24 protein-coding genes are annotated in these 26,117 nt (G+C 52.7%); 8 read left to right on the forward strand and 16 right to left on the reverse strand.

Translation table 11 applies throughout. The features are described 5' to 3' along the window. Nucleotides 1-50 precede the first annotated feature (50 nt). The 4 genes from GYMC10_RS24955 to GYMC10_RS24970 all read right to left on the reverse strand — a co-directional run bounded on the left by GYMC10_RS24955 (nucleotide 51) and on the right by GYMC10_RS24970 (nucleotide 4,851). Nucleotides 51-905 (reverse strand): MBL fold metallo-hydrolase, encoded by an 855-nt coding sequence (locus tag GYMC10_RS24955; protein WP_015737087.1) that lies wholly within the window; start codon nucleotides 903-905, stop codon nucleotides 51-53. A gap of 234 nt (nucleotides 906-1,139) precedes the next feature. Next, entirely contained in the window at nucleotides 1,140-3,110 is a 1,971-nt protein-coding gene (locus tag GYMC10_RS24960; protein ID WP_015737088.1) for a fructose-specific PTS transporter subunit EIIC, read from the reverse strand. An 80-nt stretch (nucleotides 3,111-3,190) separates the two neighbouring features. Continuing rightward, nucleotides 3,191-4,102: a 1-phosphofructokinase gene (pfkB, locus tag GYMC10_RS24965; protein ID WP_015737089.1), complete on the reverse strand. Its 912-nt coding sequence runs from the start codon at nucleotides 4,100-4,102 to the stop codon at nucleotides 3,191-3,193. After that, the gene (locus GYMC10_RS24970) at nucleotides 4,102-4,851 is read right to left on the reverse strand and encodes a DeoR/GlpR family DNA-binding transcription regulator (protein WP_015737090.1); all 750 of its coding nucleotides are present in this window, start codon (nucleotides 4,849-4,851) and stop codon (nucleotides 4,102-4,104) included. The genes pfkB and GYMC10_RS24970 overlap by 1 nt, the downstream gene beginning before the upstream one ends. Nucleotides 4,852-5,120: 269 nt before the next feature. On the opposite strand from GYMC10_RS24970, the gene GYMC10_RS24975 reads away from it, so the two are divergent. Then, nucleotides 5,121-6,032 (forward strand): molecular chaperone DnaJ, encoded by a 912-nt coding sequence (locus GYMC10_RS24975; RefSeq protein ID WP_015737091.1) that lies wholly within the window; start codon nucleotides 5,121-5,123, stop codon nucleotides 6,030-6,032. 78 nt (nucleotides 6,033-6,110) lie between these two features. Here the strand turns inward: GYMC10_RS24975 and GYMC10_RS24980 are convergent, their stop codons facing one another. Beyond that, the gene (locus GYMC10_RS24980) at nucleotides 6,111-6,968 is read right to left on the reverse strand and encodes a hypothetical protein (RefSeq protein ID WP_015737092.1); all 858 of its coding nucleotides are present in this window, start codon (nucleotides 6,966-6,968) and stop codon (nucleotides 6,111-6,113) included. Between the two features lie 174 nt (nucleotides 6,969-7,142). Here GYMC10_RS24980 and GYMC10_RS24985 point away from each other — a divergent pair, with 174 nt between their 5' ends. Together GYMC10_RS24985 and GYMC10_RS24990 are read left to right on the forward strand one after the other, a co-directional pair. Beyond that, a complete protein-coding gene (locus GYMC10_RS24985) occupies nucleotides 7,143-8,000 on the forward strand; it encodes a DegV family protein (RefSeq protein ID WP_015737093.1) in 858 nt (285 codons plus the stop codon). Nucleotides 8,001-8,237: 237 nt separating this feature from the next. After that, a complete protein-coding gene (locus GYMC10_RS24990) occupies nucleotides 8,238-8,741 on the forward strand; it encodes a hypothetical protein (protein WP_009595848.1) in 504 nt (167 codons plus the stop codon). Nucleotides 8,742-8,838: 97 nt separating this feature from the next. On the opposite strand, the gene glpX is transcribed toward GYMC10_RS24990, so the two are convergent. The 4 genes from glpX to GYMC10_RS32030 form a co-directional block, all read right to left on the reverse strand. Next, nucleotides 8,839-9,816, reverse strand: coding sequence for a class II fructose-bisphosphatase (gene glpX / locus GYMC10_RS24995; protein ID WP_015737094.1), 978 nt, complete (start codon nucleotides 9,814-9,816; stop codon nucleotides 8,839-8,841). A gap of 41 nt (nucleotides 9,817-9,857) precedes the next feature. Beyond that, nucleotides 9,858-10,664, reverse strand: coding sequence for a pyruvate, water dikinase regulatory protein (locus GYMC10_RS25000; RefSeq protein ID WP_009595762.1), 807 nt, complete (start codon nucleotides 10,662-10,664; stop codon nucleotides 9,858-9,860). A 13-nt stretch (nucleotides 10,665-10,677) separates the two neighbouring features. Continuing rightward, entirely contained in the window at nucleotides 10,678-11,340 is a 663-nt protein-coding gene (locus GYMC10_RS25005) for a helix-turn-helix transcriptional regulator (RefSeq protein WP_009595798.1), read from the reverse strand. 195 nt (nucleotides 11,341-11,535) lie between these two features. Then, complete coding sequence (locus GYMC10_RS32030; protein WP_015737095.1) at nucleotides 11,536-11,709, reverse strand: GapA-binding peptide SR1P; 174 nt, start codon at nucleotides 11,707-11,709, stop codon at nucleotides 11,536-11,538. A 330-nt stretch (nucleotides 11,710-12,039) separates the two neighbouring features. Between GYMC10_RS32030 and GYMC10_RS25010 the strand changes: the two genes are divergently transcribed. Beyond that, nucleotides 12,040-13,023, forward strand: coding sequence for a cation diffusion facilitator family transporter (locus GYMC10_RS25010; RefSeq protein WP_015737096.1), 984 nt, complete (start codon nucleotides 12,040-12,042; stop codon nucleotides 13,021-13,023). Between the two features lie 60 nt (nucleotides 13,024-13,083). On the opposite strand, the gene GYMC10_RS25015 is transcribed toward GYMC10_RS25010, so the two are convergent. Then, nucleotides 13,084-14,880 (reverse strand): S9 family peptidase, encoded by a 1,797-nt coding sequence (locus GYMC10_RS25015; protein WP_015737097.1) that lies wholly within the window; start codon nucleotides 14,878-14,880, stop codon nucleotides 13,084-13,086. A gap of 273 nt (nucleotides 14,881-15,153) precedes the next feature. Here GYMC10_RS25015 and GYMC10_RS25020 point away from each other — a divergent pair, with 273 nt between their 5' ends. Then, the gene (locus tag GYMC10_RS25020; protein WP_015737098.1) at nucleotides 15,154-16,545 is read left to right on the forward strand and encodes a SpoVR family protein; all 1,392 of its coding nucleotides are present in this window, start codon (nucleotides 15,154-15,156) and stop codon (nucleotides 16,543-16,545) included. 128 nt (nucleotides 16,546-16,673) lie between these two features. Here the strand turns inward: GYMC10_RS25020 and GYMC10_RS25025 are convergent, their stop codons facing one another. Further along, on the reverse strand, nucleotides 16,674-17,735 hold the full coding sequence (locus tag GYMC10_RS25025; RefSeq protein WP_015737099.1) for a globin-coupled sensor protein: 1,062 nt from the start codon (nucleotides 17,733-17,735) through the stop codon (nucleotides 16,674-16,676). A 218-nt stretch (nucleotides 17,736-17,953) separates the two neighbouring features. Further along, the gene (locus tag GYMC10_RS25030) at nucleotides 17,954-19,849 is read right to left on the reverse strand and encodes a PrkA family serine protein kinase (RefSeq protein WP_009595712.1); all 1,896 of its coding nucleotides are present in this window, start codon (nucleotides 19,847-19,849) and stop codon (nucleotides 17,954-17,956) included. Nucleotides 19,850-20,113: 264 nt separating this feature from the next. Here GYMC10_RS25030 and GYMC10_RS25035 point away from each other — a divergent pair, with 264 nt between their 5' ends. Then, entirely contained in the window at nucleotides 20,114-20,893 is a 780-nt protein-coding gene (locus tag GYMC10_RS25035) for a DUF2161 family putative PD-(D/E)XK-type phosphodiesterase (RefSeq protein WP_015737100.1), read from the forward strand. 135 nt (nucleotides 20,894-21,028) lie between these two features. Here the strand turns inward: GYMC10_RS25035 and GYMC10_RS25040 are convergent, their stop codons facing one another. Then, nucleotides 21,029-22,243 carry a PLP-dependent aminotransferase family protein gene (locus tag GYMC10_RS25040; RefSeq protein ID WP_015737101.1) on the reverse strand — a complete coding sequence of 405 codons (1,215 nt, stop codon included), beginning with the start codon at nucleotides 22,241-22,243 and terminating at the stop codon, nucleotides 21,029-21,031. Nucleotides 22,244-22,354: 111 nt separating this feature from the next. Further along, nucleotides 22,355-23,011, reverse strand: coding sequence for a DNA-binding response regulator (locus tag GYMC10_RS25045; RefSeq protein ID WP_009595829.1), 657 nt, complete (start codon nucleotides 23,009-23,011; stop codon nucleotides 22,355-22,357). A gap of 381 nt (nucleotides 23,012-23,392) precedes the next feature. On the opposite strand from GYMC10_RS25045, the gene GYMC10_RS25050 reads away from it, so the two are divergent. After that, a complete protein-coding gene (locus GYMC10_RS25050; RefSeq protein WP_009595774.1) occupies nucleotides 23,393-23,800 on the forward strand; it encodes a hypothetical protein in 408 nt (135 codons plus the stop codon). Beyond that, nucleotides 23,797-24,882 (forward strand): phosphodiester glycosidase family protein, encoded by a 1,086-nt coding sequence (locus tag GYMC10_RS25055; protein ID WP_015737103.1) that lies wholly within the window; start codon nucleotides 23,797-23,799, stop codon nucleotides 24,880-24,882. The genes GYMC10_RS25050 and GYMC10_RS25055 overlap by 4 nt, the downstream gene beginning before the upstream one ends. Before the next feature lie 289 nt (nucleotides 24,883-25,171). Here GYMC10_RS25055 and GYMC10_RS25060 read toward each other — a convergent pair whose 3' ends face one another. Both GYMC10_RS25060 and trmL read right to left on the reverse strand, forming a co-directional pair. Continuing rightward, the gene (locus GYMC10_RS25060) at nucleotides 25,172-25,426 is read right to left on the reverse strand and encodes an AbrB/MazE/SpoVT family DNA-binding domain-containing protein (RefSeq protein ID WP_009595823.1); all 255 of its coding nucleotides are present in this window, start codon (nucleotides 25,424-25,426) and stop codon (nucleotides 25,172-25,174) included. A 198-nt stretch (nucleotides 25,427-25,624) separates the two neighbouring features. Continuing rightward, entirely contained in the window at nucleotides 25,625-26,089 is a 465-nt protein-coding gene (gene trmL, locus GYMC10_RS25065; RefSeq protein ID WP_015737105.1) for a tRNA (uridine(34)/cytosine(34)/5-carboxymethylaminomethyluridine(34)-2'-O)-methyltransferase TrmL, read from the reverse strand. Between the last annotated feature and the right edge of the window lie 28 nt (nucleotides 26,090-26,117).

Below are 26,117 nucleotides of genomic sequence, written 5' to 3' on the forward strand. Positions count from 1 at the left end.
GAACTCGCTGTCCCGCATTTGAAAAAAAATTCCATCGGAATGTCTATCGCTTATTCGGCTTTTACATAAAGCAAACGCTCGGTGCGCGCCATCACTTTGGTTTTCATATACGGATGATTCTCATAGCAATAATCCACAAAGTAGCCCGGCTTCTCTCCATTCCATGGAAAAATATCGTAATGCATCGGAATGGTCAAATCGAATGCCGACGCTGCGGCAAGTTCTGCGGCTTCCCGGAAGCCCATGTTCCCGACGATGCCGTCCTTCCGGCGGAAGGCATCTCCCCCATTGATCGGCACCATCCCGATATCAATGGAGTGCGCCTGCAGCCTTTCCACCAATCCGGGATAGACTACGGTATCTCCCGCATGGTAGATCAACACGCCCTGGATGTCCACCAGGTATCCGACGAATCGGTGTCCAAACTCTTCATGCTCATCCAAAGTCTCGTGGGCAGCCGGAATCGCCATCAGACGAAAGCCGTCAAACTGCTGCCATTCATCGCATACGGCCGCAAACAGCCGCTCCGGCGCCACGCCGGCACCTCGCATCGCTTCATGGCAGCATGCCGGCGCAACAAACGCTGTTTCCGGATTCTGTTTGGCGATGACCGCAATCGTTCCGAGATCCATATGATCATCGTGCTCATGGGTGATCAGGACCATGTTTGCATTCGTAATATGCTCCGGCTGCAGCGGAGCCGGAAACGCGCGCTGAAATCCGGCTTTGCGTTCCAGGTCGGCTGACATATAAGGGTCGATATAGATGACGACCTCCCCGCCCTTCAGAACAACGCTCTCCTGACCTAAAAACCATACGGCCGCCATCCCATCGGCTGCAGACGTCCGGTTGATTTCATCGATCAGCTGCTCCGGCCCCCGGCTGCTGCTGTTCTGTTCTCTCATCTCTGTCCTCTCTCCTTCCTGTTCCTAACATGACTAGATTATACCATGACGTACCCAGTAGAAATCCGGATATTCATAGATTCTGTTCCCCAAGAGAATCGCGGATCCTCCGTTTATTCCCGCTCGGCACACCATTCCTAAGCGTTCTTATTCAAAAAACCAGGGCCTGCCGTCATAAGAAAAAACGGGTCGAAGGTAAGCTGAATGGCTCACCCTGAACCCGTGTAATTGAGTCTATTTTCGTTCAAGCGGCTTCTTCCAAACGCCAAGCAGCACACCCGAGATCACCGAACCAATGAGAACCGAGAGCAGGAACAGGAGCGCATGATTGGCAAGAGCAGCGACAAAGATTCCCCCGTGCGGGGCCGGAACGTTGATGCTCCACAGCTGCGTCAGCCCGCCTGCCACCGCGGAACCAAGAATACAGGATGTCAGTACGCGCAGCGGGTCGGCCGCGGCGAACGGGATCGCCCCCTCCGTTATGAAGGAAAGGCCCATCACATAGTTGGTCACCCCTGATTTGCGTTCCTGCTCCGTGAACTTATGCTTGAAGAACGTCGTGGCCAGAGCAATGGCCAGCGGAGGCACCATCCCGCCGGCCATGACCGCAGCCATCATGGCTCCGTTCGTGTTGCCGCTGGATGTGAATACGCCGATCGCAAATGCATAAGCCGCTTTATTGAAGGGACCGCCCATATCAATCGACATCATCCCGCCCAGAATCAGACCGAGAATCACCGCGTTGCCGGTACCCAAATTGTTAAGAATATCAATCAGGCCGAGATTGATCCAGCTAAAGAACGGATCGAACAAGTAGAACATGATCGTTCCGGTAATAAGCAGGCCGACGACCGGGTACAAGAGAATCGGCTTTAAGCCGTCAAGCGCTCGGGGCAGCCCCGCAAACGCTTTACGCAGCAGGATAACCACGTAACCGGCCAAGAAACCTGCCGCAAGACCGCCAAGGAACCCCGAATTGGAATTGAGGGCCATCAGGCCTCCGACCATGCCGGGCATCAATGCGGGACGATCGCCGATGCTGAGCGCTATGAAGCCCGCCAGAACCGGAATCAGGAAGTGGAAGGCACCGTCTCCTCCGCCGATCGTTTGCAGAAGCTGGAAAAGCGGATGATCTTCGCCGGCAAGCTGCTCGATCAGGAAGGAGATGGCCAGAAGAATGCCGCCGCCCACGACAAACGGCAGCATGTGCGAAATACCATTCATCAGGTCCTTGTACACTTTCGTGCCTATGCTGCCCTTCTCCGCGTCCTTCGCCTTCGGCTCACCGCCGCCATCGCTGCGGTAGATCGGCGCCTCGCCGCCCATCGCCTTGCGGATCAGCTCCTCCGATTTGCGGATGCCGTCGCTGACAGGACGCTGGAGAACGGGTTTTCCGTTAAAGCGGGCCATCTCCACGTTTTTGTCGGCGGCAATAATGACGCCTGAGGCCCTGCGTATTTCCTCTTCCGTCAATACGTTCTGCGCGCCCTCCGAGCCGTTCGTCTCCACCCGGATTTCGACGCCCATCTCCTGGGCTTTCTTCTTAAGGGCGTCTTCGGCCATAAACGTATGGGCAATGCCGGTCGGGCAAGCCGTTACGGCAACCACAAACGGAGTCGAGGCCACGGCAGAAACATCCCGTTGGTCAGCTGGGGCTGCAATGTCGGATTCCCGATGCTTGTTCTTCGCTTCCTTTTGTGCGGCTTCCCTTTTTTTGGCCGCTTCCCTCTCAGCTTTGGCGGCTTCTTCAACCGCCTGCTTGGAGTCGAATAAAGCCGTTACCTCCGCCGGCGTCTCCGCCTTCATCAACTGCGCGATGAATTCCGCATCGATCAGCAGCCTCGATAACGCTGCAAGGGTACGCAGATGCGTATTCCCCGCTCCCTCGGGAGCGGCGATCATGAAAAAAACATGCGCCGCCTCACCGTCCAGCGCTTCGAAATCCACGCCCCCGCTGCTCTTGGCAAACACGACGGTCGGCTCGTTAACCGCTTTCGTCTTGGCGTGGGGCATCGCAATGCCGCCGCCGATCCCCGTACTGGATTCGGCTTCACGCTTCAGGATCATCTCTTTAAACAAAACCGGATCGTTGACCCGCCCGCTGGCGGCCAGACTCCCGATCAGTTCATCGATGGCAGCCTCCTTCGTGACCGCCTTCAGATCCATGATCATCGTTTCTTGTATCATTAAATCCGTAATTCTCATGTGATTCACACTCCCTTGAAATCTTCGTGGTGATAACCGCGCCATAACCGCCCATTACCAGTTATTTGATGTGAAGCGGCTCACCACTCCGTGATCCTAACCAGAGGAAGCAGCTCATCAATCGCTTCCCTTGCCGCCAAGTCGTCCGAGAACGCCGTAGCGCTTCCAGAGGCGACCCCCGTCCGGAATGCCTCGATCGGGCCTTGGCCCTTCGCAAGCGTGCCGACGAATCCGGCAATCATCGAATCGCCGGCACCGACCGAATTACGGACGGTACCCGGCGGAACATGGGCGTGATAGACCCGATCGGCCGTGATGAACAGCGCCCCTTCTCCGGCCATGGAAATCAGGACATGCTGCGCACCCTTCTCAAGCAGTCTCCGTCCGTACTCCACAAGCTGCTCTCTTGAGTCAATGACAACGCCGTACAATTCGGCCAACTCGTGGTGGTTCGGTTTCACAAGGAGCGGCTTATAGGCCAATGCCCTCATTAGAGCCTCACCGGTGGTATCCATGACGAATTCGGCGCCGCCCTTTCGGCACGCTTCGATCAGACGACCATAAAAGTCCGAACCCAGCGAAGGCGGCACGCTGCCTGACAGCACAACGATATCGCCGGCTTCAAGCTGTGACAGCTTATGGAGCAGCTCTTTGGTTTCGTCTTCCCGGATATCGGGTCCCAAGCCGTTGATCTCGGTCTCTCCGCCATGCTTCAGCTTAACGTTGATGCGGGTATCGTCCGCGATGTTCACGAAATCCGTGCGGATTCCTTCCTTGCCGAGCATCTCGTCGATATAACGGCCGGTGAAACCGCCAAGAAAACCGATAGCCGTATTATCGGCTCCCAGCTGGTTCAGCACACGCGATACGTTAATTCCTTTCCCGCCCGGAAACTTCATGTCCCGGGTCATTCTGTTCAATCCGCCAAGCTCGATATGCTCAACTTCCACGATGTAATCAATGGAAGGATTCAGTGTAACCGTATATATCATCATGATCCCTCAATTATTTTGGTTTTCTGTGAAATGACCTTCTTCCATGATTCCGGCAAGGACTCCGTAATCAGCGTCGCTTCGCTCAGGTCCAGCAATTTGGCAAAGGAAACCTCTCCGATTTTGCTGGAATCCGCAAGGACGTAACTGGAAGCGGACAGCTGGTGGGCCCGCCGCTTGATCAAGGCTTCTTCCGGATCGGGGGTGGTGTAGCCCATCTCCGCATCCACGCCGTTCGTGCCCAGAAAGCACCGGTCAAAACGGAAGTTGTCCATATTTTGCAGCGCGATGCTTCCGATGACGGCTTTGGTATGAATCTTCATCATGCCGCCCAGCAGATAGCTTTTGATCCGCTTGCTGACCAACGCTTCGATATGGGATAAACCGTTCGTGACAACCGTGACGTCTTTGGCGTCGATGAACGGAATCATGGCTAGCGTGGTCGTACCCGCATCCAGGTAAATGCTTTCTCCATCCTCAACCTGTGCAGCAGCCAACCGGGCAACCGCGTTTTTCTGTTGAATGTTTTTGAACGTTTTTTCCTCAATTCCAGGTTCTTGTATCTTTGGGCTCGGCAGAGCGGCTCCGCCATGAATACGCTTTAGCAATTGACGTTCTTCAAGGTCGATCAAATCCCGCCTTACCGTCGATTCCGAAGCTTCAAGGAGTTCTACCAATTCCTGCAGCTTCACGACACCGCGCTGTTGTAAGCGCTCTAATATGATTCGGTATCTTTCTTCCGTCAGCATAATGAATCCCCCTCTACAGCATATAGTATCATATCCCCCTCAAAAAACAATCTAAAACTTTCAAAAACATTCACAATCATTCAGGAAATCGATGAATGATTTACCATCCTGGCAAGCTGCCAAGCTGGATGGTTTCCTCTTATGGATGACAGTTTGCCCCATAGCAAGCCGAGAAGCGTCGAAACATCTCATAAACGTTTGTAACCTGCTGCCTCTACGCTATATACTGGTAACTAGGAAACTCTCACAGTATAGAAGAGGTGACATGAATGGACCAACTGAAAGAAGCCTATGAGCGGCTCGGTCTGCCGGAGGATGCAACCAAGGAACAGCTTGACGACCGATATACGCTGCTCATGCGCCAAACCCGTTCGCATCAAAGGCGGGAGCCGGACCGGGCGGAAGAGATCGAAGCCGAGTTTGCCGAATTCACCAAAGCCTACAAATTCATCCTTGAAGAAGAGAACCGTAAAGCTTTGGAAGAGATGAATCAGAAACGGTACGGCAAATACAAGAGGTTTGCCGGGACGGCGGAGAAAACCGACCATTTCTTCCGTTATTATAAATTCCACGTGCTCGGCGGCATTGCCCTGGTGGGCGTTCTCATTTATATCGTGATCAGCATTTTCAACCATCAGGCAGAGAAGGAACGGCTGGCCAGCCTGCCCCCGGTTGACCTGGAAGTCATGTTCCTCGGTTCTTATATGAGCCAGGATGGTGGACAGGACCTTAAACCGATCGAAGACGCGATTTTGGCCCAATTTCCCGATTGGAAACGCGTAACCGTTAACATTAACTACGTGCCTCCCCTGGATTCCAACAATCCGCAGGATGCCGCCATGCTGCAAAAGGCACTGCTGGTGCTGTCCACCGAACGTCCCGATCTGTATATCATGGATCAAACCGCCTTTGATTGGATTGGCAATCAAGGCATGGTACGCCCGCTCGAAGCTGAAGTCGAAGGCGAGCTGAAGGAACTGCTTACCCCGGAAATGCTGGTGAAGGGTACAAATGAGGAAGACGGCGCGGAGCATGTGTATGCCGTGGATATTATGGGCAGCCCGCTTGGCGAAGAACTGCCCGTCCTGAAGAAAGAAATGTTTGCGGGGATTCGCGAAGGCACGGAACGCGATGCGAACGCACTGCGATTCATTAAGCAATACTTGGAGACGTCCAAGTAACGTCGGACCCCCTCGAATATCGATACAGCCCCTGCTGCTTGGCCTTATGGCCAAACGACAGGGGCTGTTTGCATGACATTATCGATTAACAATCGAGCTCAAGGATGTAAAAGCATGTGTAGCAAATCCTTCGGAAGGTTCGCGGTGAGGGTTATTTACGCGGAAAATATAACCCTGTCCGTCAAATTCATCCACAATGTACATCTTCGTGAGGCCCTCGCCTTCGCCTATCATATACACGGATGCATCCTTCATGACTTTGTGCCTTTCACTGCCCTCAACTTCATGGACTTTGCCAACCTCCGCAAGCTCCTTCTCCGCCTCAAGCTTGAGTATGTCCGCGTTGTAATCCGAAGGCAGCTTCGTAATCTCGGCGTAATAATCCTGGTCCACATTCATGGTCAGCCTGTTGGTTTTTGCATCAAAGGAAAAAATATCGAATATATACAGCGCGTAGCCGTCACCCTCGGCCAGTTTGGCTGTTTTGGTTTCTTTCATGCCCTCCAGCTCCAACTCGAAATCCTTGGTTTCCGGAAGCTGAGCGTTCTCGGAACTCGAGCCGCCGCCTTCGTTGTCAACCGTCAATTTGATGAGGATCAACTGCTTCAAATCTTCCTCGCCTTCAACCGGCTGTTCCCTGTACTCATAGGAGACGGACTCTTCTCCCTGAAGTTTGGATATGATCTGATCCATCCCCTCGCCCAGCCGGAATGCGGTCGGACCATCGGCCGTCTCGATTTCGATCGAATTGTTGTCGATTTGACCTACGTAAGTACCGGTTCCTTGCTTAATCTCGTACTTGGGCTCCTCGACCGGATTCGGATCCGCCGGCGGCTGAGAAGTCGGGCCTTCGCCGCTGCATGCCGTCATTGCCATGAGCAGCATAGCTGCGGCAGCTGCTGTGATTATTTTGCTCCAACGCTTTCGCTTTGCCATATAACCACCTCCATTATGATTAACGGGAATCCTGGGGTTAATGTTGCACAATTCCCGCTTTTTAGGCGATTCCTTCGCATTCGCGTTCAAAACGACAAGAGCATTTCCTTTTCTGATCAAACAAGGTATTCTAGTAGTAATACAGACTCAAATAGTTGATAAAGGGAGATGTTCATGCCTGGTAAAATTAGAATTTTTGCTGACAGCACCTGCGACTTACCACCTTCGTGGATAGACGAATATAATATCGGCATCGTTCCGCTCTACGTCGTATTCGGAGAACAATCCTTACGGGATGGAGTCGACATTACACCGGAACAGTTGTATGCCAAAGTCGATCAGATCGGCAGCCTGCCCAAAACAGCGGCACCTTCTCCGTCCGACTTCATTGCGGCCTTCTCGCCTTCGATTGAACAGGGTGAGGATATCCTGTTCCTCAGCATTTCGTCAGAGCTTTCTTCCACCTACCAAAATGCGTTGATAGCTGCAGGCGAGCTGCCCGAAGGGCGGGTTACCGTGTTTGATTCGCGCAATCTTTCCTCCGGCATCGGACTGCTTGTTATGAAGGCTGTTCACGCGGCCAATGAAGGCTCGTCCATACCGCAAATTGTGGAGCTATTAAGCCGTACCGTAAACGAAGTGGAGTGCGAATTCGTTGTCGATACGCTGGATTATTTGTATAAGGGCGGACGCTGCTCCGGCATGCAAAACATCATCGGCAGCCTGCTCAAAATCCGTCCGGTGATCAAAGTCGTGGACGGCGGCATGATCCCGGCTTACAAGGTACGCGGCAAAAAAGAAAAGGCGCTGGATCAAATGATTCAGAATGCACTGGCTCAAGTGGATAAGATGGACAATGATCTGATCGTTGTTGTACATACCATGGCCGAGGAGGAAGCCCGTTTCCTGCAGAAGGAACTGCAGGAAAAGACAGGCGCACGACAGGTCAGCATTTCTACGGCCGGCTGCGTCATTTGCAGCCACTGCGGTCCTCAAACCGTCGGACTGATGTATACCAAGAAGCCATCATAAAATTGTTTATATCCGAAGACAGTTCTGCTTTGTTGTTCTCTGCTGCAGGACTGTCTTTTCTGTCCTTCGTCTAAGCAGAACGTTTAGGAACTTATTAAACGAGCCGCCAATAGGCTAAACATGTCCATCCTAGACTAAAGTCTAGGTGAAACATTCCCCGAAGGACCGAGGACACCCCATCCCTTGCATGGTATTCTTGGAATAATCAATCTATCTAAGGAAAGGAACGAAGTTTGTATGACGAAACGTACAATCTTAGCACCTCTGCTCATCCTGCTTGGCGCATACTTGCTCTTGAACCAAGGCGGTACCGTAGGCGCCGGTTCTATCTTTGCCACGTTCTGGCCTACCCTGTTCGTGATCCCGTTAGGCCTGTTTTTTCATTGGATGTACTTCTCGCTGGTCGGACGTCAGGGAATCGGGCTGTTGATACCGGGCGGCATTCTGCTCACAGCCGGTATTGTCAGCCAAATCGCTTCCTTGTTCGACTCTTGGGGGTCGATGTGGCCCGGCTTTATTCTTGCCGTTGCGGCCGGATTGTTCGAGTTCTACTGGTTCGGTTCGCGTAACAAGTGGCTGCTCATCCCGATTAACATTCTGACCGTCCTGTCGCTGCTGTTCTTCGTGGTATTCTCGATCGGACCCGTACTCAATTACCTCTCGGTCGTTCAGCCTGTCATCGCTGTGCTGCTTGTGCTTGGAGGAGCTTGGCTGATGCTCGGGCGTAAGAGGCACGGGTGAGCGCACGATTTGCCAAACCGTTAACAACGCATAAAGGCACTCCGAAGGTCGACTAACCTTGGAGTGCCTTTTATTTAGCCGATGCCGCCCATATCCATCAAGAAGATGCAGCGGCGGCTAAGGTTTCATTGCTTTGGAACAGATGATGGACGCTGCGGATATAACGGACGGTTCTCGTGCCGGAGTACATCATGACCGAATGCGTTTCGGCCCGCTGACCCGGCATATACTTCACGCCGCGCAGGAAATCGCCAGCCGTCACGCCGGTAGCCACGAACAATACGCCTTCGCGGCCTACCATATCCTCCATCGTCAGCAGCTGCTCGGGATGCTCCAACCCCATGTCCTGGCATCTGATGAAATCCTCCGGCGTCTCCGGTATGAGCCGTCCCTGGATTTCTCCGCCCAGGCATTTCAAAGCGGCGGCGGCGAGAACGCCTTCCGGAGCTCCTCCAGAGCCCACATAGAGATCGACCTCACTGTCCGTGCAGGTCTCGATCGCACCCATGACATCCCCGTGGCTCAGCAGCTTGATCCTTACCCCGGACTCTCGCAAAGCCTTAATCATCGCGCTGTGTCGCTCACGATCGAGAATGGATACCGTCATCTCCGACAGCGGTTTTGATAAGATCTCCGATGCTTTTCGAAGGGTTACTTCAATCGGATCATTCAAACTCAGCTTGCTCGCAAGCTCGGGTCCAACCGCGAGCTTATGCATGTAGATATCGGGCGCATGCAGAAGGGTGCCTCGGGGGGCTGCGGCAATTACGGACAACGCGTTGTTCAGCCCGTTTGCCACCGTTTCCGTTCCTTCGAGCGGATCCACCGCCACGTCCATCTTCGGCCCTTTGCGGTTCCCAACGCGCTCTCCAATATAGAGCATGGGCGCTTCATCCATCTCGCCTTCCCCTATGACAACGACCCCATCCATCGCTGCGGAATCAAAATGCTTGCGCATGGCTACCGTTGCGGCTTCATCAGCACTGTTCTTGTCACCTCTTCCTGTCCACCGGGCGGATTGCAGCGCCGCTTCCTCCGTTACTCTTACAAGCTCCAATGCTAATGAACTCTCCATGAATGAATCCCTCCTTCTGCTTTTTTCCTTACCGGTGCAGCTTATTTCAGATAATTCATAATCAGTCCTGCGGATTCCTCAATCGCCTTATCCGTGACATCAATGACCGGACATCCGAGCTCCTCGTACAGAGACAAGGCGTAATCCAGCTCCTCCTGGATCCGCTCCAGGGCTGCATACTGCACCTGATGCGGCAGTCCCATGACCTTTAAGCGCTCGCTGCGGATTTTGAGAAGATGCTCCGGCTCGATCGTAAGCCCGATGATCGTGCCGTTCGTGACCTCTCTGAGCTGGGAAGGCGGCGACATCTCCGGCACGATCGGAAAATTGACCGTTTTGTAGCCTTTATGTGCGAGAAACATCGACAGCGGCGTCTTTGAGATCCTGGATACGCCTAGCAGTATGATGTCCGCCTTCAAAATGGCGCTGACATCCTTGCCATCGTCATACTGGACGGCGAATTCCATCGCGTCCACCCGCCGGAAATAGCTGTCGTCCAAGCGGTGCAGCAGGCCCGGCAGCCGCTTGGGATAGTCGTTGAACGTGTCGGCAAAGGCCTGCATCATCGGCCCCATGATATCCACGGTGCGAATGTTGAGCCGGACGGCTTCTTCCCGCATGACCTCGCGAAGCTCCGGCTGAACGAGCGTATAAGCCACAAATCCTCCGCGCCTTGCCACCTCCTCCATCAATTCGGTCAATTCTTCCTCGTCGCGAACGTTCATATAACGTTTAACCTCTGTATTCGGAAGCTCGAATTGGCGCAGGGTCGCTTGAACAACCGCTTCAGCCGTCTCCCCGATGGAGTCCGAACAGATTGCTATGAAATGAGTTAATGCCTGATTCATCCGATTCCTCCCATTATTCCTCGGCTACCATGTCGAGCAGCATTTTGATAATATTCGTTTTTGTGATCCGACCGACAACCTTCCAGTGCTCCCCCGGATTTCCCGTGGTGGATGGAACGACCACTGGCAGGCTATCGATTTGATGATTAATAATTTTTCGTGCGGCATCCAGCACCGTGTCTTCCGGCTGCACCGTTGTTACGTTGGCCCGGCGGGTCATGATCAGGCTTACCGGCATGGAGGAGGCCGTCGGGTTGCCAAGCGTTACCTTGAGCAGATCCTTACGGGACACGATACCGGCCAGATGGCCGTCGGCATCGGTAACGATCAGATTTCCCACGTTCTCCAGAAACAAGGATACAACGGCTTCGTGAATCGTCGTGGTCTCACGCACAATCACCGGAACGCCGTGCAGATCGCCAACCTTCATTTTGAGAAGGCGAAACTTTTCCTCCCGGTCCCGCGTTCCCCGCTTTCCCAGAAAGTACCCGACCTTCGGCTTGGCATCAATATAATCCAGAACCACAAGCTTGGATAAATCGGTGCGAAGGGTGGCTCGGCTGACATTCAGCATCTCCGCAATCTGATCTCCTGTAATGGGTGCATGTTTTTTTACGATATCGACGATATCCTGCTGCCTTGTCGTCAGTTCGATAGTGATCCCTCCTGCGTGCATTTCCTCTACTTGCCGATATAATACGTCATATATAATATATATGCAACATATTTTCGTCTAAAAATGCATAATAAAGTATCAATAATTTTTGCTATACCCATCAAAAAAGGTTATAAATCCAAAAAAAAGCATGCTTTCAGGAAGATTCCTCCCTGAAGCATGCTCGTTATTCATTCCGCTAATCGCCACGATCATTCAGTTCTGAAAGTCCGTGCCCTTGCATTCCCCTTTTCCGCAAAATCCATAAATGATTTTCACTCCGTCGGTTGGAATCGTGTCCACCATCTCATCGCATCTGGAGCATATGATCAGGCCCCATTCCTCGTTCGCCTTGCCTTTGGCTGCCTCCGGACTTGTTAACGCTTTCATAACATTTCCTCCTCATGTTTATTCACTTTGCTGCAAGGCAGTTCCCGCTTGGATATCAAGGGGGCACAAACGATTCTCCACTTCATGCCAAAGACCGCTAACCAGCCTCCTACGCTTCAACCATCCTTTATTTTCCACTATATTCTTAATGTATTGGGCAAGAAATAAAGATATGAGTAAATCCTGTTTAATGTAACAAAAAACATGTTAAGTAATTTTTGTGTAATCTTATCTCAATCTAAAAGAGAGGGATATCCTTAATTTGGCACGATATGATAATATATACTTCGGATTCCATTAAAAATCGACATGATAGACGGAGGGTTTGGATTGAATAACACATGGCAGCTCATCAAGAAAGGAAATACCTCATCCGCCATTGCCGCACTGGGCAATACGGGATTGGCCATCATCAAGGGGATTGCCGCTTCCATCAGCGGCAGCGGGACGATGTTTGCCTCCGCCATGCATTCGGTGGCCGATGCCGTGAATCAGGGATTCGTATTCGTAGGCAGCGTCCTGGCCGAGCGGAAGCCGACCAAGAAGTTCCCCACCGGCTTCGGCAGGGTCATTAACCTGGTCTGCATGGTCGCGGTGATCGTGGTCACCATCATGGCCTATGAAACGATTCTGAAGGGCTTCAAGCTGTTAAAACATCCGGAAGAAGCCACGAATTTCTGGCTCAATTTCATTGTGCTGGCCATAGCTGTTATCATTGACGGTTCCATCCTGGTTAAAGCCATGAAAGAAATTATGAAGGAGACCCGCGCCGAAGCATCGGGACTTTCCTTGCTGCCCGCCGCTTTCAAAAATGCCGGCCGCGCCGCCCCGCCGACACGGCTTGTGTTCTATGAAGATATTGTTGCAACGCTTGGCGCCCTCTTCGCGCTGATCGCCATCGTGTTCGCGCATTTCTTCAATTTCCTCATTCTGGACGGAATCGCCACGATCCTGATCGGCTGTCTGATGGTGGGCGTAGCCTTTAAGGTCGGATATGACAACATGGTCGGTTTAATCGGGGTGGCCGCTCCGAAGGACGTGGAAGAGAAGATCTCCGGAATCATTCTTGCCGATCCGGATGTTCGTGACATCAATCGTCTGCGTATTCTGCAGGAAGGCCGTAATTATCATGTGGAAGCCTACATCGAGCTGAAGAAAGGGATGACCCTGGCCGAGGCCGGACAATCCAAAATGAGAATCAACGCCCTGTTGACCCAGGATCCGAACATCTCGGACGTGACCTTGGGCATACTGGAGGACGACGGAATCAAGCTCTGGAATCCAAGAGAGGATCTGGATCATCCGGGTCAATAAGGAAGAGGCATGCCTCAGGGTCCGTTTGGACCTCGAGCATGCCTCTTTTTTATGGGACGCTTAATGATTGCGCTTCAGGAATTCGACCATCCGTGCATAAGCGATCTTTTCGTTGGCCTTCTTCGTAATCCCATGCCCCTCGTCTTCGAACACAAGATACTCCACGTCACGGCCCTTGGCTCTCAAGGCCTCGACGATTTGGTCCGACTCCTCTTTAACGACGCGCGGATCGTTGGCTCCCTGGATGATGAGCATCGGGTTCGCCATATCATCCAGATACGTAATCGGCGAATCCTTGATGAAGCGTTCTTTATCCCGCTCGGGATCGCCTATCCAGCGCTCCATAATCGGTTTCCAGTGTTCCGGTACCGAATCGTAGAAGGTAAACAGATTGCTGACCCCGACGATGTCGATGGCCGCCTTGAAATACTCCGGATTCCGGCCCGCCAGCAGCAGGGTCATATAACCGCCGTAGCTTCCGCCCATCACGAAGAGCTTCTCGCGGCTCGAAATCCCTTGCTCGAACAGCCAATCCATGCCTGCCAAGCAGTCCTTGCGCGGTCCCTCGCCCCAATCCTGCTCCACCAATTTCACGAAGGAGCTGCCGTAACCGGTGCTTCCCCGGAAGTTTGGGCAGAAGATGTGATACCCTTTGGCCAGGATATACTGGAACATGGAGCGGAACTGCTTGCGCTCCGAGGCTTGCGGGCCGCCATGCGGCCAAAACACCGTATAACCGTTGGCCACGTTGTCTTTGGCGCGGAACAGGAGGGCCTCGATCTCCATCCCGTCAAAAGATGGATACGTCACGACATCCGGCGTCACCAAGTCCTCATCGGTCAACCCTGTCAGCACGTTCTTTGTGATCGGGCTCCATGAGCCGCCTGCATAACGGTAAATGTTAAGCGGCTTCACCGCACCTCGGGCGAGCAGGTACAGATTGCCGGACTTCGTGACGTTCAGCTGCTCCACGATGTTCGATGGAAGAGGAATGGGGGTTAACTCACCGCTGTCGAGCGAATAGGCATACAGTCGATCCTCTACCCCTTTTTCCGTAACGATGTACAGGGTTCGTGAATCCTTATGGAAGCGCAAGAGCTGGATGCTCTCCCGGTCGATGCGGCACAGGGGTTCAAACTTCCGCTGCGGGATGTCGTAACGGGCCACATAAGAAAATTCGGATTCATAGTCTGTTGCAAAAATGACCTGGTCATTGCTGACAAACAGCACATCCCCCGAAATATGCACCTGTTCAGGCGTAGGCGTCAAGCACAGCGGCTCTTCGCCCTCTCGCTTCACGTAACTAACATAGTAGGTATTGGCATACATTTTCGTATACGCGATGGTTTTCTCGTCGGGGCTCACGGCACACATTTCGGTCGATGTCGCCTCGCCCTCATGCAGCAAATGATCCTCCTTGGTGTCCAGATGATAAACGCGCGAATTCAGGAAGGACGGATTCCCCTTCGACGTGACATAATACAGTCGCTTGCCGTCCTCTGACAGATGCACGAAATAATGTTTGTCCTCCGCATCCGCCCCTTCGAACAAAGGCATCGGCTCGCCGCCGTTCCAGCGCAGCGCATGAAACTGATAATTCTCATTCCCGTCGCGGTCAAACGCCGTCAAGATATGCCGCCCTTCCGGGTCCAGCTTAATGAAGCTTGCGATCTGGTCATTGTATGTAAGCGGATAAGGGTAGGATGTCTCCCCTTCTAACTCCATGGCCCATAAATTGAACTTTCCGTTTAGACTGCTGCTGAATACAAGCCGTGACTCGTCTGCACTGATTCCGAAGGTACGAATGCCATACGTTTGAAAAAATTGCTCCACATCGGGCTTAGGAAAATCGATCATTCATTTGCCTCCCTGACCTTATCTTATTATCCATCGGTTAATAAATGGGTAAGTCTTCCAAACCGCTGGATTATTCCCATTATAACGCAAAGCATTCTGGGGGTCACCGTTACATAGTCGGGCAGGTTACTAAGTCTGCAGACCGAGATGATGCACAAATTTTGACAGAGGCCTGTATATATTCCCGGCTCCCCCTCTTCTGCCCGCATATCTGCTGCAGGATTCCATATAAATGATAAGAACCATGTTTTTAATGACGAAGGGGGGATTCTCGTGCACCAAGACGAGATCGCGGAACTGGAACGTTCCATTGCGGAGATTACCGAGATCGCTACAGGCTTCGGCCTTGATTTTTACCCTATGCGATATGAGATCTGCCCGGCAGACATCATATACACCTTCGGCGCCTACGGCATGCCTACCCGGTTCAGCCACTGGAGCTTCGGTAAAACCTTCAATAAAATGAAGATGCAGTACGACTTCGGCCTAAGCAAAATCTACGAGCTCGTGATCAACTCCAATCCGTGTTATGCGTTTCTCCTGGACGGCAACTCCCTGATCCAGAATAAACTCATTGTCGCCCACGTCCTTGCACACTGCGATTTTTTCAAAAACAACACCCGCTTCTCCGTCTCCAACCGCAATATGGTCGAGAGCATGTCTGCCACGGCCGAGCGCATCTCCCGCTATGAGATCGAACACGGCACGGAGGCGGTTGAGCAGTTCATCGACGCCGTGCTGGCGATTCAGGAGCATGTGGATCCCCATATCGTGAGGCCCGATAAACTCGATAAACAGCGCTATACGGCACGGCGGATGCAGGAGCAGAAGGAGGAAGCCAAGCGGCAGAAGCCTCCCGGCCGGTATGACGATTTATGGGAAATGGACGAAGACGGCGACAAACAAACCGATAAATCGCCGGCGGCGACCAAGCGCTTCCCGCCCGAGCCGGAAAAAGACATCATGTGGTTCATTCAGGAGCACTCCGATATTCTGGAGGATTGGCAGCGGGACATTATGAGTATGTTGCGCGAGGAGATGCTGTACTTCTGGCCGCAGATGGAAACCAAAATCATGAACGAGGGCTGGGCTTCGTATTGGCATCAGCGCATCCTGCGGGAAATGGACCTGACCAGCGAGGAAACGGTGGAGTTCGCCAAGCTCAACGCCTCGGTCGTACAGCCGTCGCGCCACAGCCTGAACCCCTACTACCTGGGTCTGAAAATCTTCGAGGATATCGAGCGCCGCTGGGATCGGGAGAAGATGTTTGATGTACGCGAATACGATTCCGATATTTCCTTCCTGCGCAATTATTTAACAAAGGAACTCGTGGAGGACCTGGACCTCTATGTCTTCGAGAAAAAAGGGCCGGAGTGGAAAATCACCGACAAGGCATGGGAGAACATCCGCGATCAGCTGGTCGTCTCCCGCGTAAACGGCGGCTCGCCGTTTCTCGTCGTGACCGACGGCGATCATCTCCGTTCCGGCGAGCTGATGATCAAGCATCTGTACGAGGGCATTGAGCTCGACCTGAAGTATATGGAGCGCACCATCCCTTATGTCTACCGGCTCTGGGGCAAACCCGTGCATCTGCACAGCATCATCGAAGGCAAACCGATTCTGTTCTCCTATGACGGCAAGAAGCTGCATCGACGGTTTATTTAACGGCGGTTGAAGCAGCAAAACAGCGGTATATATCACAGCAGCACCCGCGATGAGTAGGATTGCTCCATTCGCGGGTGCTGCTGTTCGTTTACATATAAGCACATCATCCGTTCGCTTCTTGACCCCTGTTATACGCTGACCTTCTCGGATGAGGTTTCGACCTCGATATCGTGCTTCCGAATATCATATTCGTGTTGAAGCGATTCCAAATCATCGGCCAGCTTCTCCATCATTTTCACGAAGGCGGCCAATTCCTGCGAGCTTGCTGCCTGATTACGCGCGTTCACGGACGTTTTCTCCGATTCCTGCTCCACGAGCCCCAGCTTGCGAATAATGCCGCTGACCTTGTCCTGAATCTCATCCATCGCCTTCTTGGAGTTGGTGGCCAGCTTCCGCACTTCGCCGGCAACCACCTCGAAACCTCTGCCTAACTCCCCGGCATGGGCAGCCTCGATCGCCGCGTTCAGGCCAAGCAGGTGGCTCTGATCCGAAATTTCCCGTATCAAACTTCCCATCTGCTCGATATGCGAAATTTCTTCGCCCAGCTCGGAAGTCAGCGTATGCGCCTTATCCTGCGCCTCCGCCGTTTTCATGGCGTTGTCGGCCATCAGCGCTGCGCTCTGATCCAGCTCCACGATCATCGCCGTCAATTCTTGAACAGCGGTTGTAATCGCTTCCAACATTTTTTGCTGATCCGAGGCCAGGTTGCTGATTTTCTCTTTCTCTTTCATTTCGTAAGCTTCCAGTACGAGCTGGGAGTCCAGATTAAACATCTTGCTCAGCGCATGCACCACTTGGATCCATTGATCCGGTACAAGCTGCTTCAGTAAATCGGCGGCAATATCCAAATAAACCATGTAGCTTCCAAGGTAATAGTCCGTGGTCAGGCCGATTCTGGAGTGAACTTGTCCGATCTTAATCCGTTCGGCAATATAAGCATCGTCCACTCTTCCTGAAGCAAGCGACATCCAATACACCCGCTGGGTCTCCTTAAGCCGTTCCACGGTCGAGGTGCGTCCGATAATCTGCATCAGCTGCGGCTGCGTTCCGATCTGTGCGTAAAACCGGTCCACGACCTCTTCAACCACCTTCGCAAATACCTCACGATGATTTGCGAGAAGCTCCAATCCTTGCTCGTCCAAACCGATATACTCCAACTGCTGGCGTCTTTTCGGGGAAACATCCATCATTTCGAAAAATCCACTCCTAAATAGGTGATCCATATCACAGGTTCAAGTACTTAGGGTCCATTATAGCCTATATTTACCACCTCGGCATAATCCCAAAGTCCTAATTGTGCGTAGATTTGCACAACCAGTCGGGCAATCCCCTCCAAACGAGGAGAAGCCACCCGATTCCACGGGCGGCTTCTCCAGACATTCCGCGTATCCTATTATCGTATTCGGTCTTACCGGTTTAACAGGCTGCCCACGTAACGCAGCAGCTCATTGGCGCATACCGGGCAGTACCCATGCTCCTCGATCAGCCTGGAGCTTACCTCGTTGATCCGTTTCAGCTGCACGGCATCCGGCGTTTTGGTCGAGGTCGTAATTTTGACGATGTCCTTGAGGTCCGTGAACAGCTTCTTCTCAATCGCTTCCCGAAGGCGCTCATGATTATGGTACTCGAACTTTTTGCCCTTGCGGGAATAAGCCGAGATACGAATCATGATTTCCTCCCGGAACGCCTTCTTTGCGTTCTCCGAGACGCCGATCTGCTCCTCGATCGAGCGCATTAATCTTTCGTCCGGATCCATCTCCTCGTCGGTCAACGGATCGCGGATTTTCGTCCAGTTGCAGAACGCTTCGATGTTATCCAAATAATTCTCGAACAGCGTCTTGGCGGACTCCTCGAAGGAATACACAAAAGCCTTCTGGACTTCCTTCTTGGCCAGATCGTCATACTCCTTGCGAGCGGCGGCAATGAAATTCAGGTAGCGTTCCCGCTCCTCCTTGGCAATGGACGCATGCTGATCCAGCCCATCCTTGATCGCCCGCAGCATATCCAGCGCGTTAATGCACTGAAGATCCTGCTTAATCAAAGCACTGGATATCCGGTTGATGACATAACGCGGATCGATGCCGGACATGCCTTCCTCCAAATATTCGTTCTGCATCTCCTTCAGGTCCGCTTCCTTATAACCTTCAACCTCCACCCCGTCGTACATGCGCATCTTCTTGATCAGATCCATGCCCTGCTTCTTCGTTTCCTTCAGACGCGTCAAGACGGAGAATATCGCGGCAGATCGAAGCGCGTGCGGCGCGATATGGATATGCTTCATGTCGCTTTGGCCGATCAGCTTCGAGTAGATCTTCTCCTCGTCGCTGACTCGCAGATTATACGGGATCGGCATGACAATCATCCGGGATTGCAGGGCCTCGTTTTTCTTATTGGCAATGAACGCCTTATACTCGGATTCGTTGGTATGGGCCACGATCAGCTCATCCGCGCTTATCAGCGCGAACCGGCCCGCCTTAAAGTTCCCTTCCTGGGTCAGGGAGAGCAAGTTCCATAGAAATTTTTCGTCGCATTTCAGCATCTCCTGGAATTCCATCAAACCGCGGTTCGCTTTGTTTAATTCGCCGTCGAACCGGTAGGCGCGCGGATCCGATTCGGAGCCGTATTCCGTGATGGTGGAGAAATCGATGCTGCCGGTCAAATCGGCAATATCCTGCGACTTGGGATCCGACGGACTGAATGTGCCGATGCCGACCCGGTTCTCCTCGGAGATTAATATCCGCTCGACTTCAACCTTTTCGATATCGCCGCCGTACTCGGTTTTAAGACGAAGCTGGCAGGCCGGGCACAAATTCCCCTCGATTCGGACGCCGAGCTCCTTCTCGATCTCCGGTCTTAGCTCCGTCGGAATCAAATGCAGCGGCTCTTCCTGCATCGGGCATCCGGCGATCGCGTAAACCGCTCCGCGGTCGGTACGGGAATGCTTCTCGAGGCCGCGCTTCAGCATCGTGACAAGCGTGGATTTGCCGCCGCTGACAGGTCCCATAAGCAGCAGTATGCGTTTGCGCACATCGAGTCTGCGGGCTGCCGAATGGAAGTACTCCTCCACGAGTTTCTCGACAGCCCGGTCGAGGCCGAAGATTTCCTGTTCAAAAAACTTATATTTTTTCTGGCCCCCGCTCTCTTCGAAACCGTAGGATTCGATCATGTCATATACACGGGCATGGGCCGTCATGGCTGGAGAGGGATCCTTCTTAAGTATTTCAATGTATTCCCTGAATGTGCCGCTCCACGCCAAACGGTCGCCTTCTGCCCGATACGATGCTATGCGTTCGAAAATATCCATATCGCTACCTCCTATGAGTCTGTTTATGGGGATTGGCTTCCATTCCACAGCGTCATTAGAAAACATTCCATTATCGAAAAAGTGTATTACATACCTATGCGGCTTGCTTGGAATAGTTGACCTTATTTTCGAAGTCACGCGTATGCTTTTTTATCTAACCACCGGTTCATTCTACACTCGGGTACGCCGCGAAAGCAGTCCCCATGCTATACTGAAATTACATTGACGTAACATTAGCAACTTTCGATTAAAAGGAGAGTCATCATGGCGATAAAGCATGAAGCCGAGCTGTACGCTCCCCTGAAGGCCTTTTTTGAATTAAACGGATATGAAGTCAAAGGCGAGGTACGAAATTGCGATCTGGTCGGCATGAAAGACGGCGCCGATGAACCGCTGATCGTGGAGCTGAAAAAAACGTTCAATCTGGCCCTTCTGCTCCAGGGCATTGAGCGGCTGAAGCTGACCCCGTACGTATACCTGGCCGTCGAGAAGAGCCGGGCGAAGAAAGGAGCGGTCAACCAGCGCTGGTCCGAGCTGACGGGGCTTTGCGGACGACTGGGATTGGGGCTCATCACGGTCACCTTCTACAAAACCAAGGCGCCCTTCGTCGAGGTGCTCTGCGAGCCGGAGATGGCCGTGCAGAAGGGCCGCACCGCCATTAGGCGCAAGGAACGCCTGCTGTACGAGTTTCGGGAGCGCAGCGGCGATTACAACACGGGCGGAGTGACGAGGGCCAAGCTGGTGACGGCTTACCGCGAGAAAACGCTGCGCGTTGCTGCTGCCATGAATGCAGCGGAAGCGGAGCAGCGCAGCATGCACGAAGCGGCCCCCGATGGGTGTGAGCTCCAAGAAAAAGCTGTCCCTGCAGTGCCGCCCGGCATTTCTCCCGCGGCTGTGCGGGATCGGAGCGGCGTGGGTTCGGCGGCAGACATTCTGCAGCGCAACTACTACGGCTGGTTCCGCCGGGTGAGCCGCGGACGCTACGTGCTGACGCCGGCAGGCGTGCAGGCCTTGGCAGACTATGCCACCGTATTGAAATCATAATGACTGAATATAGACCGGATCTTGAAACCCATACAAATCCGCCCATGAAAAAAAGCTGCGGATTGAGCCTATCAGCCTGGCTCGATCCGCAGCTTTGCTATGTTCAACGCGTTCGTAAAAGGAAATCTTCCATGTCTAATTCCGGGCCGTAAATTCCATCACGGCTTCGCTGATAAGATTCATGCCGAGCAGCAGCTCATCCCGCCCGGGATGCGTAAAATTCAGCCGGATGCACTCCTTGGTTCGATCTGCCGCCGAGCACATCGAGCCTGGAAGGAATGCCGCTCCCTTCAGCAAGGCCGCCCTCAGGAGCGCATCCCCGTTTAACCCTGGGGGCAGCTGCACCCAGAGAAACATCCCGCCAGGCGGTACCGCGTACCTCGAATCCTTCCATGCGCTGCGTTTCAGCAGCTCCACCATCAGCTTGAGCCTCGTTGCGTACTCCCGGTTGAGCATGTCGATATGATCCTCCAGCTTAAAATGCTTCGATTCCAGCAGATGGTGCAGCATCCGCTGGTTGAGCATGCTGGATTGCCAGTCGGCCATCTGCTTCACGGCCGTCATCATCTCGATCAATCGCCGGCTCCCGGCGGCCCATCCCGTTCGAAGCGCGGGGGCTACGGTTTTGCTGAAAGAGCCTACATACAGAACATGTCCTCCCTGCGGCTCTTCGAGCGAGAAGATGGAAGGAATGCGGGGCTTCGGATTCTTGGCATCCGCGAAATGAAGGTCGCCGTATGAATCATCCTCCACGACAAGAAGCCCATGCGAGACGCATAGCTTCAGCACCTGCTGACGCCGTTCCAAACTCCACATGACGCCGGTCGGATTGGTAAAATTAGGCGCGGCCATAAGCAGCTTCGGCTTATGCTGCCGGATCATGGCCTCCAGATGCTCGGGCAGCATCCCGTCATGATCTCCCTCCACAGGAACGATGACGGCACCTTGAAGACGCAGCACCTGAAGCAGTCCGGGGGAGGTCGGGTTCTCCACCAGCACCGGATCCCCAGGATCCACGTACACCCTGACCAGCAAATCGATGGCCTGCTGGGTGCCTGTCGTCAGCAAAATATGCTGGGGCTGAACGCTCAGGCCTTTCCGCCGGGAGAAGTCCTCGCTCAGCCACTCGCGGAGCGGCCCATAGCCTTCCGCCTCACCGTACTGCAGGGCCAGCGGGTCCTCGGACAGCACCGATGTCGCCGCCTCCGCCAGAGAATGCAAAGGGAATAACTCTTCGGCCGGCAGCTCTTCCGCCAAGGAAATAAAAGAATCCCGCTTCGCAAGTTCCCTGATATCGCGCAGCGGGGATGACAAAAGGGTCTGTGCACGGGAAGCAAAGGAATACTGCATGGAAGTCCCCCCTCTAACCGTTATCAAAACCTCGGTTTTGTATTCAGGAGCCTCTTATATAACCTCTAAAAGGTATTCCTGATATTTATATATTATAACCTTATTCCTGCATTAGGCATAAATTTGTCTGCCTTGGCGGGTGTACAGGGCATACTTCTCGATGGCCTGCGCACGGGTGGAAACCCCGAGCTTCACGTATATTTTGCGAAGGTAGTTGTCGATCGAGCGGCGGCTTACCTGAATTTCCATGGCGATTTTGTCGTACGTAATGCCCTGGACGATCCGTTCCATTATAAAAGCCTCCGTCTCGGAGAGCTGGAGCCCGCCTTCGTTCATCGCAGAGGCCGTCAGCGGCCAGATGCCTTGCCTTACCCAGTCGAGCGGCAGCGAGGCAACGCCCTCCCGAAGTCCGGTAATCATATGTATGAGCTGGAAAGTGGATGCCTGCTTGGACAACAGGCCGCTCGCGCCGCGACTGATCAAAGACTGGAGCAAGGGAAGCCCGTCATTATCGGTCATAATGACGACATGGGTCTTCGGTGACAGCAGCTTCATCTGCTCCAACACCGCTTCGGACGTATGATCCGACAAATGATAATCCAATAGTACCAAGTCAGGAAGCAAATCCTCGACCATTCGAAGCCCTTCCGAACCCGAGGATGTCATTCCCTCTACGAGCAGATCCTGCTGCTCTTCCAAAATCAATTTCGTTCCCAGCATGCTTGTAGGTTGACTTCCGACGATAACTACCCGCCAAACCTGATTCATTTTCTAATAGACCTCCTGTATCAACAAACTTGGCTCTCTAGCATCTCTATTAAGTAAGCGCCGCCAATTCCTAGCGTTACCGTCATTGCGAATTCCCGTTGTTTGCAGATATGGACAGACGCAAATTCCAGCCGTTATTCGCATAGAAAAAAGGTTAATTAATCCTATAGGCGCAGGGATTATGACGGCATGCATGGCGAATGTCTTATATGTATCCTAATTGATAATCAAATCTATACAGATTGTATCCCACTCTAACTTTCTAAGCAATCTCTTTTTCATAAAAACAAGTGCTATTGGTTCGTCTTTGCGAAAGTAATCCTGACATGATAGAATGATACCTGGAAAAAATGATAGATTTTGAGGGGTGATGAAATGCCAATGTTGGAGCCGGAAAACAATACCCCCTATAAATCCCGTGAGGAAGTGCATCAAAAGGGGCCATCCGCCAAATGGTTCTGGGTATTTTGGATTGTGCTGATCGGGCTGGGTACCACCGCAGCCTACCTATATAGCAATCATCTGAAAGAGCAAGTCGTGGTGCAGCTGCAGCAGGATACGCGCCAGGAGATGGCGGCATTCAAAGCGGAGTACGACCAAAGGTTTAACGAGCTGGTTCAGGAAATGGACGAGATGCAAAGCAAGGTTCAGTCGTTTAATGAGCTTCTGACCTTTACCAAGGATCAGGCCAGCGGCAAGACGGACAACAGCAACAAGCTGTACAGTCAATTAAGCCAAGTCGAGAAACAGCTGAAAGAGCTGGAACGCAAGATGGAGCTGCTGAAGTGAGAAAACTGAAGTATATCCGTCCCAAACAGTTAAACCGCACGTTTATGCTTGCCATTGCACCATTTATCGGGATGCTGCTGTGCATGTGGTTAATTACCGAGCCGCCGCGCCTGTCGCACGAAACCGCGGAGTACATACCGTCGGGCAGCATATCGGAACAATCCGCCGTGATCAAGCAGGATCTGGATCAAGCTGCAGTCTCAGCAGAACAGACGATATCCTCCATTGAAAAAACGGCCAAGCTCTATCGGCAGACGACCGCTACGGTAGGAACCATTCTGCAAACAGCGGAATCACAGGCCGCGCGGCCGGAGCAAATCTATAATCGCCGGATTACAGCCAAACTGGGTGTCCCGATCGAGACGGTCAACAGCGACCGGATACGAATCGAATTGTACAAGATCAATCCGGGCACCTATCATGGCTATGCGATGAAGGTCAAACTGAAGGATCCTTCCGCAATGAAGATGTCGCTCGGCAGCGAAAGCGGCAGACCCGGATCCGTCGAAACCACGATGCGCGCCGTAAGCCGGCATGGCGCCGTTGCGGGGATTAATGCCGGGGGATACGCTGACGGGAACGGGGGCAGACATCCGCTGAGCACGACCTTTTACGACGGCAAATACGTCTCGGGATTTCAACCGAGCTTTAAGGATCTGGCCTTTGTCGGCCTGAGCAAATCCGGCAAGCTGATCGGCGGCAAGTTCTACAGCCAGAGCGACCTTGATCGGCTCGATCCGATGTTCGGGGCCACCTTTGTGCCGGTGCTGCTCCAAAACGGCAGGAAAACGACGATCCCCGACAAATGGAAAACGACTCCCGGCCGGGCACCACGCACGGTCATCGGCAATTACAAGGACGATCAGCTGCTCATCCTCGTTACCGAAGGATATGATGAGAAGGGGAAATCGGGAGCCACGCTGCAAGAGCTGCAAACCAAACTGAAAAAAATGGGCGTGATCGACGCCTATAACCTGGATGGCGGCGGTTCCGCATCCCTTGTTCTGAACGGACGCGTCGTGAATAAGCCGTCGGACGGCAGTCTGCGGCCGGTACCCACGCACTTCTTGTTTTTCAAATGATAGAGTCGGCACTCATATTCTCGTTTATTTTTTGGCCTAAGGTGGTTATAATAAAGTTAGCTTAGCAGGAGGTGGCATGAATGTCGTTCTCATTAACATTTTGGATCGTCATGCTCGTATTCGCCCTTTATATGGTTGGCATTTGGACCGCGGCATACAACGATGACAAAACCAAAGGCCTGTAAGGCGACTCCCTCGTATATCGGGGGAGTTTATTTTTTTTCGGACAAAAAAGGCACCGCTCATCAGCGATGCTCAAAAGGAATTTCATCGTTCACATATAAGGACATTAGGCATGTTTAGGAAGCTGCTGCATTTCGGACATGCATTGCGAACAGATATAGCGCTCCTTAAACTCGCTTACGCCGTCCATGGAGCCACAGAAGACGCATTTCGGGCGATAGCGCTCCAATATAATATGGTCCCCCTGTACAAGGATTTCTACGGGATCCCCCTCGTTCATTTGATATCTCTTGCGCAGAGACTTAGGCAGAACGATTCTTCCCAGCTGATCAACTTTACGGACAACACCTGCAGGTTTCATAACGATTGTACACCTCTTTCATTTTCAACAAGTGATTTCTGACACCACAGTTCCAGAACTGATAACAAGGGCCTAGTATAATAGTTCGATAAAAAGTTGTCGAATCCTGCTGGATGTTAAGAATTTCTTAGTTTTTTTCAACATCAACTAGGTATACTGGATGATTTTCCCCAAAAATGCGCGATTTTTCAGCTGTTCTTATTCCATACCCGGGAAATCCAGCTGGCGCAATGCCTCATATACCATAATCGCCGCGGAGTTGGATAGATTCAACGATCGGACCTTATCCGTCATCGGCATGCGGATGCAATGCTCGGCATTTGCGGCCAGTAGTTCCCGAGGCAATCCCTTGGTTTCTTTGCCGAACACCAAAAAATCCCCATCCTGATATTCGATGTCCATGTAACGCTTGGTAGCCTTCGTCGTAGCGTAGAAATAACGCCCTTCCGGATAGAGCGCCTGCAATTCCTCAAAGGAATCGTGATATTCAATATGTACGGCGTACCAGTAATCCAGTCCGGCCCGTTTCAATGTCTTGTCGTCTGTATTAAAGCCGAGCGGACGGACCAGGTGCAGATGCGTGCCCGTGGCGGCACAGGTTCTGGCGATATTGCCCGTATTGGCTGGAATTTCCGGTTCGACTAGTACGATGTGTAATGCCATGTTGATAAGTCCACCTTTTCTTCTGTTT

Origin of the sequence: Paenibacillus sp. Y412MC10, assembly GCF_000024685.1 — a bacterium.
Taxonomy (GTDB): Bacteria; Bacillota; Bacilli; order Paenibacillales; family Paenibacillaceae; genus Paenibacillus_AQ; species Paenibacillus_AQ lautus_A.

Bases quoted from the DNA above. Each gene is read 5' to 3' on its own strand.
- GYMC10_RS25045 (WP_009595829.1), bottom strand. From the start codon at position 23,011: ATGAATCAGGTTTGGCGGGTAGTTATCGTCGGAAGTCAACCTACAAGC.
- glpX (WP_015737094.1), bottom strand. From the start codon at position 9,816: ATGGAGAGTTCATTAGCATTGGAGCTTGTAAGAGTAACGGAGGAAGCG.
- GYMC10_RS25025 (WP_015737099.1), bottom strand. From the start codon at position 17,735: ATGATGGATGTTTCCCCGAAAAGACGCCAGCAGTTGGAGTATATCGGT.
- GYMC10_RS25000 (WP_009595762.1), bottom strand. From the start codon at position 10,664: ATGAATCAGGCATTAACTCATTTCATAGCAATCTGTTCGGACTCCATC.
- pfkB (WP_015737089.1), bottom strand. From the start codon at position 4,102: ATGATATATACGGTTACACTGAATCCTTCCATTGATTACATCGTGGAA.
- GYMC10_RS25035 (WP_015737100.1), top strand. From the start codon at position 20,114: ATGGCGATAAAGCATGAAGCCGAGCTGTACGCTCCCCTGAAGGCCTTT.
- GYMC10_RS24955 (WP_015737087.1), bottom strand. From the start codon at position 905: ATGAGAGAACAGAACAGCAGCAGCCGGGGGCCGGAGCAGCTGATCGAT.
- GYMC10_RS25005 (WP_009595798.1), bottom strand. From the start codon at position 11,340: ATGCACGCAGGAGGGATCACTATCGAACTGACGACAAGGCAGCAGGAT.
- GYMC10_RS24970 (WP_015737090.1), bottom strand. From the start codon at position 4,851: ATGCTGACGGAAGAAAGATACCGAATCATATTAGAGCGCTTACAACAG.
- GYMC10_RS25050 (WP_009595774.1), top strand. From the start codon at position 23,393: ATGTTGGAGCCGGAAAACAATACCCCCTATAAATCCCGTGAGGAAGTG.
- trmL (WP_015737105.1), bottom strand. From the start codon at position 26,089: ATGGCATTACACATCGTACTAGTCGAACCGGAAATTCCAGCCAATACG.
- GYMC10_RS25040 (WP_015737101.1), bottom strand. From the start codon at position 22,243: ATGCAGTATTCCTTTGCTTCCCGTGCACAGACCCTTTTGTCATCCCCG.
- GYMC10_RS24980 (WP_015737092.1), bottom strand. From the start codon at position 6,968: ATGGCAAAGCGAAAGCGTTGGAGCAAAATAATCACAGCAGCTGCCGCA.
- GYMC10_RS25015 (WP_015737097.1), bottom strand. From the start codon at position 14,880: ATGATCGATTTTCCTAAGCCCGATGTGGAGCAATTTTTTCAAACGTAT.
- GYMC10_RS32030 (WP_015737095.1), bottom strand. From the start codon at position 11,709: ATGAAAGCGTTAACAAGTCCGGAGGCAGCCAAAGGCAAGGCGAACGAG.
- GYMC10_RS24985 (WP_015737093.1), top strand. From the start codon at position 7,143: ATGCCTGGTAAAATTAGAATTTTTGCTGACAGCACCTGCGACTTACCA.
- GYMC10_RS24990 (WP_009595848.1), top strand. From the start codon at position 8,238: ATGACGAAACGTACAATCTTAGCACCTCTGCTCATCCTGCTTGGCGCA.
- GYMC10_RS25030 (WP_009595712.1), bottom strand. From the start codon at position 19,849: ATGGATATTTTCGAACGCATAGCATCGTATCGGGCAGAAGGCGACCGT.
- GYMC10_RS24960 (WP_015737088.1), bottom strand. From the start codon at position 3,110: ATGAGAATTACGGATTTAATGATACAAGAAACGATGATCATGGATCTG.
- GYMC10_RS24975 (WP_015737091.1), top strand. From the start codon at position 5,121: ATGGACCAACTGAAAGAAGCCTATGAGCGGCTCGGTCTGCCGGAGGAT.
- GYMC10_RS25060 (WP_009595823.1), bottom strand. From the start codon at position 25,426: ATGAAACCTGCAGGTGTTGTCCGTAAAGTTGATCAGCTGGGAAGAATC.